Raw genomic sequence first — 13830 nt, forward strand, 5'->3', positions numbered from 1 at the left:
TCAGTCTCCTCGCAATCTTTGCCGCCAGGTGATGCGTTGGGTTTGATTGCCGGCCACGGCGTAGACCGCTTCCAGCACATGCCGTGAGCGGCTTTGCTTGCTGACGGCGGTAACCCGGAACAGGCTAACCGGCTGCCCTTCGGGCATGTGCGCGGCACGTGTGCTGACACCCAGATTCTGCAGCTGGAAAAAGCCGGTCTGGGTACTTTGCCACTGCCCCACCAGATCGTGCGGCCTGGGCGGTGGCAGGCACGCGTTACAAGCGTCAGGGGGCGCCCGTTCAAGTTCGCGTACCCCAGCCAGCAAAGTGGCCTCAGCCTCTTCCAGCGCCATCAGGCCATCGCTCAGGTAGCCGGTCATCCGCGTTTCCACCAGCGCGTCGCGCAGGGCAGATGTGGCAAGCAGGCCCAGCAGGACGCTCAGGACCAAGGCCAGTAGAAGAACCACGCCACGCTGGTGAGTCATGAAGCGGGGACCGGGTTGCGGATTGCGACGCTCAACTCATGGCGCTGCTGAACCTTGAGCGTGGGTTCGTAAAGCGTCAGGCTGATATCCACCCGTTCCCCCCCCACCATCTGCACACGCTCTACACGCATCGCCTGCACATTATCAACCAACGGTTGAAATTTGCTGTTTCCGCGTTTGAACCTCAGCTTATCGCCCTGGAACTGGTAGACATACCTGCTGACCGGGTACACCAGTGGGTCCCCAGCCTTGCGCGCTGCATCGACAGACGCTTTGGTCAGGCAATCGGTGTGCAGAAACCAGTCAGGTCGGCCAGCTTGCCCAGGCAACTCCGCCACGATCAGGCTGAGGGTGGACGCTTCGATCACCAAGGGGCGAGCGAAGACCTGCTGTAATGCCGGGTCATCGAAATCGGAAGGTCTCAGGCGCAAACAGCCAAACATGCCGGCCATGCGAATATCCTGGGCCATGCGCAGCAACGCCTGCCGCGCCTCATCCTGCATGCGCAGCGCAGTACTTTGCAGGCGCCAGGCCTGGTGAGCCGATGCAAAGAGCTGATTGGCGGCCGCCAACAACATCAACCCGATCGTCAGCGCCAACATCAGCTCAACCAAACCCAAACCACGTTGGCCGCGCCTCATCGACGCCCCCGTTCATGCTCGCTGTGCGCCGCCATTGCCGCCTGCCCATTGCGACGCGCACTGTCCACAGCCTGCAAGGCCTGCAGTTGCAGCCCCGCTGCGGCGAACATACCCACGGCCACGACCACAACCGCCAACAGCACTTCCAGAAGCGTCATGCCCCCTTGCCTTTCGTGCATCCCTGCACCTCCTGCGACTTTTCCCGTCATTGCTTTCAACTTGGGCGACTGGACCTCTTGTCCAGCCGCCAGGAAGCTATAGCCAAGCACGTCCAGGGAGGAATGCACGGTGAAGCAACGCGGCGTAACACTGATACAAATGATGTCGGCCTTGGCCGTGGCGGTCTTGCTGACCCAACTGGGCATGCCGGCCTACGCCAGAATGAGCGATGACCTACACCGGGCGGCGGCTGCCCGTGATCTGGCGCAGGCGCTGCGCAGTGCACGCAGCCATGCCATGCTGCAAGGCCAGCCGGTGCTGGTGCTGGCGCTGGACGGTAATTGGGGGAATGGTTGGCGGGTAGTGCTGGAGCATAACCGGCAGGTGCTGCGCGAACAGCGCCTTTCAAAGCCGCTGAAAATAACCAGCAACCGCGGTGAGCAGTTCAAATTCAGTGCGCTGGGCGTGCCAATGATGTCGGGCAACGGCTGGTTGGGCGCAACACTGGAAATATGCGAACGCGCCGCTGCTCGCAGCCGAAATCAGGTGGCGCTGGCATCAAGCGGCAGAGTCAGGTTGCTTACGGAGGACCAGAGCAATGACCGCTGCTAGCGCGGTCATTGCAGGAGCGGTCTTGTGTCGCGAAGGGGCTGCAAAGCAGCCCCTGCATTGGCGGTGGTGCTGCCCGTCAGATCAGCGAGCGAACCCGCAGCTCTTTGGGCATTGAAAAGGTGATGTTCTCTTCGCGCCCGTCCAGCTCTTCAGCGCCAGTGGCGCCCCAGGCCTTGAGCTGTTCGATCACGCCACGCACCAGCACTTCGGGCGCAGAAGCACCGGCGGTGATGCCGATCCGCGCGGCCTGGTCAAACCAGCCGCGTTGCAGGTCCTCGGCACCGTCGATCAGGTAGGCCGGGGTGCCCATGCGCTCAGCCAACTCGCGCAAACGGTTGGAGTTGGAACTGTTCGGGCTGCCCACCACCAGCACCACGTCGCTCTCGCCGGCCAGTTGCTTGACGGCATCCTGGCGGTTCTGGGTGGCGTAGCAGATGTCGTCCTTGCGCGGGCCACCGATGTTCGGGAAACGCGCACGCAGAGCATCGATGACGCGGCTGGTGTCGTCCATCGACAGTGTTGTCTGGGTGACGAAAGCCAGGTGGTCCGGGTCGCGCACCTGCAGGTTGGCCACATCTTCCTCGTCTTCGACAAGGTAGATGGCGCCGCCGTTGCTGGCATCGTACTGGCCCATGGTGCCTTCGACTTCCGGGTGCCCTTCGTGGCCGATGAGAATGCACTCACGGCCATCGCGGCTGTACTTGGCCACTTCGATGTGAACCTTGGTCACCAGCGGGCAGGTGGCATCGAACACTTTCAAGCCACGGCCAGCAGCTTCCTGGCGCACAGCCTGGGAAACACCGTGGGCACTGAAGATGACGATGACATCGTCCGGCACCTGGTCCAATTCTTCGACAAAGATGGCGCCGCGGTTACGCAAGTCTTCCACCACGAACTTGTTGTGCACCACTTCGTGACGCACATAGATCGGCGGGCCGAAGACTTCCAGCGCGCGGTTGACGATCTCGATCGCCCGGTCGACCCCGGCGCAGAAGCCGCGAGGGTTGGCGAGTTTGATTTGCATGCTCGGCTCCAGGCTTACAGGGCCTTCACCTCGAGGATCTCCACCTCGAAGGTCAGGGTCTTGCCAGCCAGTGGGTGATTGAAGTCGATGGTGACCTGGTCGTCATCGAACGCTTTGACCACACCCGGCAGCTCGGTGTTGGCGGCGTCGTTGAAGATGATCAGCAGCCCTTCGGACAACTCCATGCCTTCGAAGTTGGACCTCGGCATGACCTGCACGTTCTGCGGGTTAGGCTGTCCGAAGGCGTTCTCCGGGGCCACTGCCACGGTGCGCTTGTCACCAGCCTTGAAGCCGAACAGGGCGTTTTCAAAGCCCGGCAGCAGGTTGCCATCACCCACTTTGAAGGTGGCCGGGGCTTTATCGAACGTGCTGTCGACGGTATCGCCATTTTCCAGGTGCAGCGCGAAGTGCAGGGTGACTTCGGTGTTCTGGCCGATACGGGTGTCAGTCATGGACCGGATCCTCAGACTTCTTGCTCTTGAACATATCCAGCGCCAGCATCACCGCACCAACGGTGATGGCGCTGTCGGCCACGTTGAAGGCCGGGAAGTAATGGCGGTTCTGCCAGTGCACCAGGATGAAGTCGACCACATGGCCCAGCACGATGCGGTCGTACAGGTTGCCAATCGCCCCACCCAGCACCAGCGCCAGCGCCACGGCCAGCCAGGTCTCGTTGCGCCCCAGGCGCTTGAGCCACACCACCAGCACCGCGCTGACCACCACGGCGATCAGGGCGAACAACCAGCGCTGCCAACCCGCACCGTCAGCCAGGAAGCTGAACGCAGCACCGGTGTTGTAGGCCAGGGTCCAGCTGAAGTAGTCAGGAATGACCACGATCTGCTGGTACATGGTCAGGGTGTTGTTGAAGTACAGCTTGGTGGCCTGGTCGACGACCAGGACCAGCAAGCTCAGCCACAGCCATGCAAGGCGCCCGAAGCGCCCCGCTGCAGGGTTAGGCATAGTGGCGTACCTCACCCGAGCCGGTCAGGTTGTCGACGCAACGGCCGCAGATTTCCGGGTGTTCCGGGTGGCTGCCAACATCGGCGCGGAAGTGCCAGCAACGGCCGCACTTGGTGTGGCCGGACTTGACCACTTTCAGCTTGAGGCCTTCGACCTCAGTGGCTACGGCTTCGGCCGGCGCCTGTGCGAATGGCACCACGCTGGCGGCCGAGGTGATCAGCACGAAGCGCAGCTCGTCGCCGAGCTTGCCCAGGTCGGCACTCAGGCCTTCGTCGGCGTACAGGGTAACTTCAGCCTGCAGGTTGCCACCAATGACCTTGGCGGTACGCTGGTTTTCCAGCTCTTTGTTCACCGATGCCTTCACCGCCATCACGCGGTCCCAGTAAGCGCGGCCCAGCTCGGTGCCTTCCGGCAGCTCGCTCAGGCCTTCGTACCAGCCGTTGAGCATCACCGACTCGTTGCGCTCGCCCGGCAGGTACTGCCAGATTTCGTCGGCGGTGAATGCCAGGATCGGCGCGATCCAGCGCACCAGCGCTTCGCTGATGTGGTACAGCGCAGTCTGGCAGGAACGGCGGGCGACACTGTTGGCGCCGGTGGTGTACTGGCGGTCCTTGATGATGTCGAGGTAGAAGCCGCCCAGCTCCTGTACGCAGAAGTTGTGCACTTTGGAGTAGACGTTCCAGAAACGGTACTCACTGTAGTGCTCTTCCAGCTCGCGTTGTAGCAGCAGGGTACGGTCCACGGCCCAGCGGTCCAGCGCCAGCATGTCTTCCGGGGCCAGCAGGTCGCGGGCCGGGTCGAAGCCGGACAGGTTGGACAGCAGGAAGCGTGCGGTATTGCGGATACGCCGGTAGGCGTCGGCACTGCGCTGCAGGATCTGCTCGGAAACCGCCATTTCACCGGAATAGTCGGTGGCCGAAACCCACAGGCGCAGGATATCGGCACCCAGGGTGTTGTTGACCTTCTCCGGTTCGATGGTGTTGCCCAGCGACTTGGACATCTTGCGGCCGTTTTCATCCACGGTGAAGCCGTGGGTCAGCAGCTCGCGATATGGCGCATGGTTATCGATGGCACAACCGGTCAGCAAGGAAGAGTGGAACCAGCCGCGGTGCTGGTCCGAACCTTCCAGGTACAGGTCGGCGCGCGGGCCGGTAGTGTGGCCAATGTCGTGCGAGCCACGCAGCACATGCCAGTGGGTGGTGCCCGAGTCGAACCACACGTCGAGGGTGTCGGCGATCTTGTCGTACTGGTCGGCTTCAGCACCCAGCAGTTCAGCGGCGTCCAGCTTGAACCAGGCCTCGATGCCTTGCTGCTCGACACGCTTGGCCACTTCCTCCATCAGCTCGACAGTGCGTGGATGCAGCTCGCCGGTCTGCTTGTGCAGGAAGAACGGGATCGGCACACCCCAGTTGCGCTGACGCGAGATGCACCAGTCCGGGCGGTTGGCGATCATCGCGTGCAGGCGCGCCTGGCCCCAGGCCGGAACGAACTTGGTGTCTTCGATGGCTTTAAGCGCACGCTCACGCAGCGGCTCGCCGGTGGTCGGCTGCTTGTCCATGCCCACGAACCACTGCGCGGTGGCGCGGTAGATCAGCGGGGTCTTGTGGCGCCAGCAGTGCATGTAGCTGTGGCTGATGGTTTCGGTGTGCATCAGCGCACCGACTTCGCTCAGCTTCTCGACGATGGCCGGGTTGGCCTTCCAGATGAACTGGCCACCGAAGAAGGGCAGCGAATCGACATACACGCCGTTGCTCTGCACCGGGGTGAGGATGTCGTCATTGACCATGCCGTAGCGCTTGCAGGTGACGAAGTCGTCTTCACCGTAGGCTGGCGAGGAATGCACCACGCCGGTACCGGCGCCCAGCTCGACGTAGTCGGCCAGGTAGATTGGCGACAGGCGATCGTAGAAGGGATGGCGGAAGTTGATCAGTTCCAGCGCCGAACCTTGGGCGGTGGCCAGGACCGAGCCTTCCAGGTTGTAGCGTTTCAGGCACGACTCGACCAGCTCTTCAGCCAGCACCAGCAGGCGCTCGCCGGTGTCGACCAGGGCGTACGTGAACTCCGGGTGGATATTCAGGGCCTGGTTGGCCGGGATGGTCCACGGGGTGGTGGTCCAGATCACGATGGCGGCCGGCTTGGCCAGCGAGGCCAGGCCGAAGGCGGCGGCGAGCTTGGCGTCATCGGCAACCGGGAAGGCCACGTCGATGGTCTGCGACTTCTTATCGGCGTACTCGACTTCCGCTTCAGCCAGCGCCGAACCGCAGTCAAAGCACCAGTTCACCGGCTTCAGGCCCTTGAACACGAAGCCTTGCTTGACCATTTCGGCCAAGGCGCGGATTTCACCGGCCTCGTTGGCGAAGTTCATGGTCTTGTATGGGTTGTCCCAGTCACCCAGTACGCCCAGGCGGATGAACTCGGTCTTCTGCCCTTCGATCTGGTCGGCAGCGTACTCGCGGCACAGCTCGCGGGTACGATAAGCGGAAAGGTGCTTGCCGTGGGTAACCTCGACCTTGTGCTCGATCGGCAGGCCGTGGCAGTCCCAGCCTGGCACGTACGGCGCATCGAAGCCGGCCAGGGTCTTGGAACGGACGATCATGTCCTTGAGGATCTTGTTCAACGCATGACCGATATGAATCTTGCCGTTGGCATAGGGCGGGCCGTCGTGCAGGACGAACTTGGGACGATCCTTGCCAATTTCGCGCAGCTTCTGGTACAGGCCAATGCTGTCCCAGCGCTGCAGGATCTGCGGTTCGCGCTGAGGCAGGCCGGCCTTCATGGGGAAGGCGGTGTCCGGAAGGTTAAGCGTGGCTTTGTAGTCGGTCATTTCAGGCTCTTCGTTAGCGGTTGAGCGTGCCAATGTGCACGTGCGGCGGCGATATCCGCATCGATCGCCGACTTCAGCGCCTCCAGGGAGGCGAATCGCTGCTCTTCACGCAGCTTGTGGTGGAACTCCACCGTCAGGCGCCGGCCGTAAAGATCGCCGGCAAAGTCCAGAAGATGAATCTCCAGGTGCGGGCGCCCATCACCGGCAACGGTGGGGCGCACGCCGATATTGCCGACACCCGGCCAAGCTTTGCCGTCGATCACGATGCTGGCCAGGTATACCCCGGACAGCGGCACGCGGCGGCGCTTGAGCTGGATGTTGGCGGTTGGTGTGCCGAGCTGGCGGGCCAGCTTCTGGCCGTGCAGCACGCGGCCTGTAATGCGGTACGGGCGGCCCAGCAGGTGTTCGGCCAGCTCGAAGTCGCCCTCGGACAAGGCCTTGCGCACTTCGGTGCTGCTGACCCGCAGGCCATCCTGGATGACCGTGTTGGCGGCCTCGACGGTAAAGCCGTACGCGTTGCCGGCCTCGACCAGGAAAGCGAAGTCGCCAGCGCGATCGCAGCCGAAGCGGAAGTCATCGCCCACTTCGAGATGACGCACGCCCAGACCGTCGACCAGAATGGCCTTGACGAAGGCATCGGCGCTGAGCTTGCTCAGACGCTGGTTGAACGCCAGGCACAGCACCCGGTCGATGCCTTCGGTCGCCAGCAGCTCGATCTTGTCGCGCAGCCGAGCCAGGCGTGCCGGCGCGGTATCGGGTGCGAAGTACTCGCGTGGTTGCGGTTCGAAGATCACCACGCAGGTCGGCAGGCCCAAGGCCTGACCGCGCTCGCGCAGGCGCGCCAGGATTGCCTGGTGGCCGCGGTGAACCCCGTCGAAGTTGCCAATGGTGGCGACACAGCCCCGGTGCTCGGGGCGCAGGTTGTGAAGACCTCGAACCAGCTGCATAACGCGCTTCTTGCTCATAAAGTGGCCGATTATAACCACACCCGGGCGCTGGTGACAGGCAGCAGCGCCCAAGGGCGGCGTGGAATGCGAAAAACCGACGCCTGACCCGCCCAAAGCCTCAGTGCAAGGCCTTGCGAGCGAAATGCCGGGGCCGGAAGCCGCACAGGTACAGGCAGCCAAAATACGTCACGACACCCGCCAGGATCAGCGCCCCAAGCCGCAGGAAGCGCTCAAGCATGATGCCCTGCTCCCAGGCCGGCATATAATGCATGCCCGCCAGCAGTACTGCCGACATCAGTGCCACCGCCAACACAAGCTTGAGCAGGAACACTGCCCAGCCTGGCTGAGGCTCGAACAGCTGCTGACTGCGCAGCTTCCAGAACAGCAAACCGGCATTCAGGCAGGCACCGAGGCTGATCGCCAATGCCAGGCCGGCATGTGCAAGCGGGCCGACCAGGGCAAGGTTGAACAGCTGGGTGCAGACCAGGGTAAAGACTGCGATCTTCACCGGCGTGCGGATATTCTGCTGCGCGTAGAAGCCAGGTGCCAGTACCTTGATCAGAATGATCGCCAGCAAGCCCACGGAATAGGCGATCAGCGCTCGCTGGGTCATTGCCGCATCAAACGCGCTGAACTTGCCATATTGAAACAAAGCAACGGTCAGCGGTTCGGCAAGAATGGCCAAAGCCAGTGTGCAGGGCAGCACCAGCAAGAAGCACAGGCGCAGGCCCCAGTCGAGAATCCGCGAGTACTCCTCGCGATCCTTGTTGGCGTAGGTCTTGGCCAGGGTGGGCAGCAGGATGGTGCCCAGGGCCACGCCCAGCACGCCCGAAGGCAGCTCCATGAGGCGGTCGGCGTAGTACATCCACGACACCGAGCCGGCCACCAGGAAGGAGGCAAAGATGGTGTTGATGATCAGCGAGATCTGGCTCACCGACACCCCCAGGATCGCCGGCAGCATCTGCTTCAGTACCCGCCACACACCTGCGTCCTTGAGATTCAGACGCGGCAGCACGAGCATGCCGATCTTCTTCAGCGCTGGCAGCTGGTACAGCAACTGCGCCAGGCCACCCGCCAGCACGCCCCAGGCCAACGCCATGATTGGCGGGTTGAAGTACGGCGTCAGCAACACGGCGAAGGCGATCATCGCCACGTTCAGCAGGGTGGGCGTAAAGGCCGGCACCGAAAAGCGGTTCCAGGTATTGAGGATCGCGCCGGCCAGGGAAGACAGCGAGATCAGGAATATATAAGGAAACGTCACCCGCAACAGGTCGGTGGTCAGCTCGTATTTTTCGGTGCTGTCGACAAAACCCGGGGCAGTCGCCCACACCACCCACGGTGCAGCGAGGATGCCGATGGCGGTCACCAGGGCCAGCACCAGGGTCAGAAGGCCGCTGACATAGGCAATGAAGGTTCGCGTCGCCTCCTCGCCCTGCTGGGTCTTGTACTCGGCCAGAATCGGCACGAAGGCCTGGGAGAATGCACCTTCGGCGAAGATGCGCCGCAACAGGTTGGGCAGTTTGAACGCGATGAAGAAGGCGTCGGTAGCGACACCAGCACCGAAGATACGGGCCAGGATGGTGTCGCGAACAAAGCCCAGCACCCGCGAAATCATGGTGATCGAGCTTACTGCAGCCAGGGATTTGAGCAGGTTCATCGAAAAGATTCACGCCAATGACAGAGGACGCTGCCAGACAGCGTCCGAATGTGCGATACTCCCGCGCCTTCGCAGGGGAGCCAAAAATTCCCGAGTGTACAGGTCGCGCAGCAGAAAGGAATCTTTCCTACCTGTTGGCGCACCGCTCGGCGGAACCTTGCAGGTGGCCTTGACATCCGCTCGACTGATCGGCATGATTCGCGGCCTATTTTGTTTGCTATTTACCTAAAGTCTTTCGAGGAGCTCGACGGTGGCCAACACACCTTCCGCCAAGAAACGTGCAAAACAGGCTGAGAAGCGTCGCAGCCACAACGCCAGCCTGCGTTCCATGGTTCGCACCTACATCAAGAATGTAGTCAAAGCCATCGACGCAAAAGACGCCGAAAAAGCGCAAGCCGCTTACGTTCTGGCTGTACCTGTAATCGACCGTATGGCCGACAAGGGTATCATCCACAAGAACAAGGCTGCTCGTCACAAAGGCCGTCTGAATGGCCACATCAAGGCGCTGAAAGAAGCTGCAGCTGCCTAAGCGACGTGCAAGTCGAAAAGCCGACCCTAGGGTCGGCTTTTTGTTGCCTGCGATTTATGCTTGCAGGCACAGCTCCATGTGGGACTCGATCTCTGTGGGAGCGGCCTTGTGTCGCGAAAGGGCCGCGGAGCAGCCCCGGCAATCTCAGCTTCTGCGCTGAAACCGAGGGGCCGCTACGCGCCCCTTTCGCGACGCAAGGCCGCTCCCACAAAAAAGCGGGGCCGCGCTTGGCGGCCCTACTTTTAAATCACTTGGCAATCTGAATCTTCGGTGCCCACTGCAGCCATTCATCCTCGGCCTTGTCGAACAAGGCAAAGGTCTGCCGCGGCCGTGCCGGGTTACCCATCTGCTCGCCATCTGGCGTTGCGAAGGCGATACCGCCATCGATCAGGGTTTCCACCGACTCGGTATGCACTGTAGCCCCCTTGAACAGCCCCCAGTCGAAACCGAAACCACTGCTGTTCCAGAAGCGGCTACCGCTGCGCACCAAGGCGGCATAGCGCGGCTCGATGAGGATATGAATCAGCACGCGGTCAGCGCTCTGGCCCAGCTCGAAGCCTGTCACCTTGCCCACCTTGACCTCACGATAAGTAACCGGCACACCCGGCTTGATCGAGCCGCGGCGTGGCGCACTGAGCGTCAATGGTAGGCCAACCTCTGGCCCTGCTACCTGCGGGGCGTCGGCCAAAGCGATGAAGTCGCGCTGTGGCCCACGGTTCTTCGCTGCAGGCTGCACTTCCAGGTACTGCCCACCAATCAAGGTGTCGAGGTTTTCAGTGCGCACCAGGCCCAGGGCCGGCTTGACCACCCAGAACTGCGTACCGGCACGGGCAATACGATCCGCCGCTTCGGTAATCCGCGCCCGCAGCAGCACCGCCTGCAGGTCATCGGTGAGGTCGACGCTCTCGATACTGCCCACATCCAGGCCGCGGAAGCGGATGGCCGTGCCCGGCTTCAGGCCATCGGCACGCTCTACACGGATGGTGATCAACGTACCCGCACGGTTTACCGCTTCCTGGCTGTCATGCAGGCGGAAGCGTGGAATGTGTCGCTTCAGCGGTACATCGGGCCGTGGCGTATCGAACGCAATACCGCCGGCCATCAGTGTTTGCAGCGACTCACTCTTGATCTTGATGCCCGACAGGCCGCCGGTCAGGGTGATCCCACTGACATTCCAGAAGCGCGACGAACCATTGACCAGCGTCTCGTACTCCTTCTCGATATGCACACCGATCAGGATGCGGCTGCTGTTACGGGCGAACTGATAGCTCTGCACGCTACCCACCTTCACCTGGCGATACATCACCGGGCTGCCGATTTCCAGCGAACCCAAGGTGTCGGCGAACAACACCATGTGCAGGCCCGGCGCCTTGAGGTCGAGCGGCGGCGCCTTGGCACGCGCCTCGAACTCACGCTCTGGCCGTGCGCCCTTCTCACCTGGACGAATGGCGATGTAGTTACCTTTGACCAGCGCTTCCAGGCCAGTGATTCCCGCCAGGGAAATCGACGGCTTGACCACCCAGAACTGCGTCCCCTCTACCAGGTAGTCCTCGGCCAGCGGGTCGAGTGTCAGCTCAGCCGAAGCGCTGGCCAGGTTGTCTTCCATCTTCAGGGCTTTCAGCGAGCCCACCTGGATGCCTTTGTACATGACGGGCGTGCGACCCGCCTGCAGCCCCTCATAATCGTTCAGCTTCACTTTTACCCGGATACCCGCCTGGGCGGCATCGAAGTCCTCGTACAGGCGGAACGGCAGGCTCGGATCGGTGGGTGGGCTGTCCTTGCGGTACTCCGGCGTGGCGAAGGCGATACCACCCGCCACAATGCTCGACAACGACTCACTGCGCACTTTCACACCCGAAAGTGAAGCATCGATGCTGACACCGCTGGCGTTCCAGAAACGCGTGTGCTTACGCACCAGGCTGGCGTAGGCCGGCTCGATGAAGACTTTCACCTCTACGGTGCTCTGGTCCTCGGACAGGCGGTAGCTTTTCACCCGGCCAACCTGAATCTGCTTGTAGAACACCGGGCTGTCCCGGTTGAGCGAGCCCAGCCTGTCGGCCTTGAGGGTCAGGTGCAGGCCTGGTTCCGAGTCCGAGAGCGGTGGCGCCACCTCCAATGCAATGAAGCGCTTGGTACGCTCCCCCTCCCCCGGACTAACGGCGATGTAGTTACCCGACACCAGTGTTTCAAGGCCAGATATACCGGCCAGACTGACACTCGGCTTCACCAGCCAGAAACGCGTGCCTTTGTTCAGATGGGGCTCGGCGGCTTTGTTCATCTCGATGGTGGCGATCACCCCCTGCGTGTCGCCCTTGGCGTCGAGCACCAGGCTTTTCACCTTGCCAACTGGCATCCCCTTGTAGATGACCTCGGTCTTGTTGGCGACGATACCCTCTCCCGACTCGAAGCGGACTTCAATTTCCACGCCAGCGTCGCGGTAGGCCTGCCACGCGAGCCAGCCACCGATCATCAGTGCAATCAAAGGCAGGATCCAGATGGCCGACCAGTTCGAGGCTGGGCGGGTTTTAGCCGTTGGCAGGTCACTCATGGTCGTCATCCGACTCCGTGTTATCCCAAATCAGTCGGGGATCGAAAGTTAAAGCGGCAAGCATTGTCAGGATCACCACAGTTGCGAAGGCGACAGCGCCCAGGTTGGCTTCGACACTGGCTATTCGGCCAAAATTCACCACTGCCACCAGGATGGCAATGACGAAGATGTCCAGCATGGACCAGCGCCCAATGAATTCGATGAAGCGGTACATCAATATCCGCTGTCGGGCTGAAAGCGGTTGCCGCCGCTGAACGGAGTACAACAGCAGGCCGATGCCCACCAGCTTGAAGGTGGGGACCAGGATACTGGCAATGAACACCACAGCCGCAATGGGCACCATGCCGTGCTTGAGCAGGGTGATGACACCGGACATGATGGTGTCCGGACTGCCCTGACCGAGGGTACTCACGGTCATGATCGGCAGTATGTTGGCCGGGATGTAAAGGATCGACGCCGCAATCAGCAACGCCCATGTTCGCACGATACTGTTCGGCCGGCGTGCATGCACAATAGCGCCGCAGCGTGTGCAGGTTTGCGAAGTACTGCCGTCCTCTCGCCTGTTCAGTTCGTGACACTCATTGCAGACAAGAATGCCTGCGTCAATCGCCCGCATGCAGGTCCTCCCCTGATAACGCACTCCAGATCTGGTGGGGCGACATCACCACCTCGAGCCACACCTGGATCAATAACAGACTGATGAAACAGAACAGCCCCAGGCCCACGGTGAGTTCGGCCAGATCCACCAGTTTGACGATGGCCACCAGCACCCCCATGAAATAGACCTCGAGCATGCCCCAGTCACGCAGGTGGTGATAGATGCGGTAGAAGACCAGGCCGTAGTCACGCCCGAAGTTCAGGCGGATGCTCAACAGGACGGCCAGTTGGCAGAGCAGTTTCGCCAGTGGAATGACCATGCTGCAGAGCAACACCACCACGGCAACACCGCGCATTCCCGAGTTGTACAAGCCGAGCACGCCACTCCAGACGGTATCGTCCGAAGTCTGACCAAGCAGATGCAACTGCATGATCGGCAGAAAATTGGCCGGCACGAACAGCAAAAGGGCTGCCAGTACCAGGGCCAGGCTGCGATTGACCACATTGTGCCGGTGGGCATAGAGCTCGTAGCCGCAGCGCGGGCATTGGGCCTTCTCATCGTGCTGCAGCACTGGCTTGCGCAGCAGCAGGTCGCATTCATGGCAGGCGACAAGCTCGTCCAACGGCAGCTGGGCCAGGGTTTCAGGTTCGACAGAATTGGACATAGGGCGCTTCTGAATAGGTGCGTGGGGGCTATTCTAGTGTTCTGGCTCGAATTATGGGAGGCGACGTTGGCCTGGAGGGTATGCGCCCCTGCCTGGCGTTGCACCCTTCCCTGTAGGAACGGGTTTACCCGCGAACACCGGCAACGCCGGCGCCATCTACGAAGCTGCCTGCTCCCGGGATTCGAGCAGGGCCAGATTTTTT

General features: G+C 61.7%; 14 protein-coding genes. 2 read left to right on the plus strand and 12 right to left on the minus strand.

What is annotated here, in order from left to right; translation table 11 throughout:
* Genes ACF8EF_RS15845 through ACF8EF_RS15855 form a run of 3 tightly spaced genes read right to left on the minus strand, consistent with a single transcriptional unit; the run spans nt 1 to nt 1285 of the window.
* Nucleotides 1–465: a hypothetical protein gene (locus tag ACF8EF_RS15845; RefSeq protein ID WP_392461577.1), complete on the minus strand. Its 465-nt coding sequence runs from the start codon at nt 463–465 to the stop codon at nt 1–3.
* Nucleotides 462–1106, minus strand: a complete 645-nt coding sequence (locus ACF8EF_RS15850; RefSeq protein ID WP_392461579.1) for a PilW family protein — start codon at nt 1104–1106, stop codon at nt 462–464. Before ACF8EF_RS15850 ends, ACF8EF_RS15845 begins: the two co-directional genes overlap by 4 nt.
* Complete coding sequence (locus ACF8EF_RS15855) at nt 1103–1285, minus strand: prepilin-type N-terminal cleavage/methylation domain-containing protein (protein ID WP_014589583.1); 183 nt, start codon at nt 1283–1285, stop codon at nt 1103–1105. Before ACF8EF_RS15855 ends, ACF8EF_RS15850 begins: the two co-directional genes overlap by 4 nt.
* A 109-nt stretch (nt 1286–1394) precedes the next feature.
* Between ACF8EF_RS15855 and ACF8EF_RS15860 the strand changes: the two genes are divergently transcribed.
* Complete coding sequence (locus ACF8EF_RS15860) at nt 1395–1877, plus strand: GspH/FimT family pseudopilin (RefSeq protein ID WP_392461580.1); 483 nt, start codon at nt 1395–1397, stop codon at nt 1875–1877.
* A 76-nt stretch (nt 1878–1953) separates the two neighbouring features.
* Here the strand turns inward: ACF8EF_RS15860 and ispH are convergent, their stop codons facing one another.
* The 6 genes from ispH to murJ all read right to left on the minus strand — a co-directional run bounded on the left by ispH (nt 1954) and on the right by murJ (nt 9289).
* Nucleotides 1954–2901 (minus strand): 4-hydroxy-3-methylbut-2-enyl diphosphate reductase, encoded by a 948-nt coding sequence (gene ispH / locus ACF8EF_RS15865; RefSeq protein ID WP_010951872.1) that lies wholly within the window; start codon nt 2899–2901, stop codon nt 1954–1956.
* A 14-nt stretch (nt 2902–2915) separates the two neighbouring features.
* The gene (gene fkpB, locus ACF8EF_RS15870) at nt 2916–3353 is read right to left on the minus strand and encodes an FKBP-type peptidyl-prolyl cis-trans isomerase (RefSeq protein WP_010951871.1); all 438 of its coding nucleotides are present in this window, start codon (nt 3351–3353) and stop codon (nt 2916–2918) included.
* Complete coding sequence (gene lspA, locus ACF8EF_RS15875) at nt 3346–3861, minus strand: signal peptidase II (protein WP_176685739.1); 516 nt, start codon at nt 3859–3861, stop codon at nt 3346–3348. Before lspA ends, fkpB begins: the two co-directional genes overlap by 8 nt.
* On the minus strand, nt 3854–6685 hold the full coding sequence (gene ileS / locus ACF8EF_RS15880) for an isoleucine--tRNA ligase (RefSeq protein WP_392529177.1): 2832 nt from the start codon (nt 6683–6685) through the stop codon (nt 3854–3856). Before ileS ends, lspA begins: the two co-directional genes overlap by 8 nt.
* Nucleotides 6682–7632 carry a bifunctional riboflavin kinase/FAD synthetase gene (gene ribF, locus ACF8EF_RS15885; RefSeq protein WP_010951868.1) on the minus strand — a complete coding sequence of 317 codons (951 nt, stop codon included), beginning with the start codon at nt 7630–7632 and terminating at the stop codon, nt 6682–6684. Before ribF ends, ileS begins: the two co-directional genes overlap by 4 nt.
* Before the next feature lie 118 nt (nt 7633–7750).
* A complete protein-coding gene (gene murJ, locus ACF8EF_RS15890; protein ID WP_129933645.1) occupies nt 7751–9289 on the minus strand; it encodes a murein biosynthesis integral membrane protein MurJ in 1539 nt (512 codons plus the stop codon).
* Between the two features lie 250 nt (nt 9290–9539).
* On the opposite strand from murJ, the gene rpsT reads away from it, so the two are divergent.
* A complete protein-coding gene (rpsT, locus tag ACF8EF_RS15895) occupies nt 9540–9818 on the plus strand; it encodes a 30S ribosomal protein S20 (RefSeq protein WP_003247625.1) in 279 nt (92 codons plus the stop codon).
* A gap of 247 nt (nt 9819–10065) precedes the next feature.
* Here rpsT and ACF8EF_RS15900 read toward each other — a convergent pair whose 3' ends face one another.
* Genes ACF8EF_RS15900 through ACF8EF_RS15910 form a run of 3 tightly spaced genes read right to left on the minus strand, consistent with a single transcriptional unit; the run spans nt 10066 to nt 13628 of the window.
* Nucleotides 10066–12366, minus strand: coding sequence for an MlaD family protein (locus tag ACF8EF_RS15900; RefSeq protein WP_392461582.1), 2301 nt, complete (start codon nt 12364–12366; stop codon nt 10066–10068).
* The gene (locus ACF8EF_RS15905; protein WP_176685736.1) at nt 12359–12982 is read right to left on the minus strand and encodes a paraquat-inducible protein A; all 624 of its coding nucleotides are present in this window, start codon (nt 12980–12982) and stop codon (nt 12359–12361) included. The genes ACF8EF_RS15900 and ACF8EF_RS15905 overlap by 8 nt, the downstream gene beginning before the upstream one ends.
* Nucleotides 12969–13628, minus strand: coding sequence for a paraquat-inducible protein A (locus ACF8EF_RS15910; protein WP_209968147.1), 660 nt, complete (start codon nt 13626–13628; stop codon nt 12969–12971). The genes ACF8EF_RS15905 and ACF8EF_RS15910 overlap by 14 nt, the downstream gene beginning before the upstream one ends.
* Between the last annotated feature and the right edge of the window lie 202 nt (nt 13629–13830).

The organism is Pseudomonas sp. zjy_15, from assembly GCF_043101865.1.
GTDB lineage: Bacteria > Pseudomonadota > Gammaproteobacteria > Pseudomonadales > Pseudomonadaceae > Aquipseudomonas > Aquipseudomonas putida_Y.

Bases quoted from the DNA above. Each gene is read 5' to 3' on its own strand.
- ACF8EF_RS15845 (WP_392461577.1), bottom strand. From the start codon at position 465: ATGACTCACCAGCGTGGCGTGGTTCTTCTACTGGCCTTGGTCCTGAGC.
- lspA (WP_176685739.1), bottom strand. From the start codon at position 3,861: ATGCCTAACCCTGCAGCGGGGCGCTTCGGGCGCCTTGCATGGCTGTGG.
- fkpB (WP_010951871.1), bottom strand. From the start codon at position 3,353: ATGACTGACACCCGTATCGGCCAGAACACCGAAGTCACCCTGCACTTC.
- ACF8EF_RS15910 (WP_209968147.1), bottom strand. From the start codon at position 13,628: ATGTCCAATTCTGTCGAACCTGAAACCCTGGCCCAGCTGCCGTTGGAC.
- ileS (WP_392529177.1), bottom strand. From the start codon at position 6,685: ATGACCGACTACAAAGCCACGCTTAACCTTCCGGACACCGCCTTCCCC.
- ribF (WP_010951868.1), bottom strand. From the start codon at position 7,632: ATGCAGCTGGTTCGAGGTCTTCACAACCTGCGCCCCGAGCACCGGGGC.
- murJ (WP_129933645.1), bottom strand. From the start codon at position 9,289: ATGAACCTGCTCAAATCCCTGGCTGCAGTAAGCTCGATCACCATGATT.
- ACF8EF_RS15850 (WP_392461579.1), bottom strand. From the start codon at position 1,106: ATGAGGCGCGGCCAACGTGGTTTGGGTTTGGTTGAGCTGATGTTGGCG.
- ispH (WP_010951872.1), bottom strand. From the start codon at position 2,901: ATGCAAATCAAACTCGCCAACCCTCGCGGCTTCTGCGCCGGGGTCGAC.
- ACF8EF_RS15905 (WP_176685736.1), bottom strand. From the start codon at position 12,982: ATGCGGGCGATTGACGCAGGCATTCTTGTCTGCAATGAGTGTCACGAA.
- ACF8EF_RS15900 (WP_392461582.1), bottom strand. From the start codon at position 12,366: ATGAGTGACCTGCCAACGGCTAAAACCCGCCCAGCCTCGAACTGGTCG.
- ACF8EF_RS15855 (WP_014589583.1), bottom strand. From the start codon at position 1,285: ATGCACGAAAGGCAAGGGGGCATGACGCTTCTGGAAGTGCTGTTGGCG.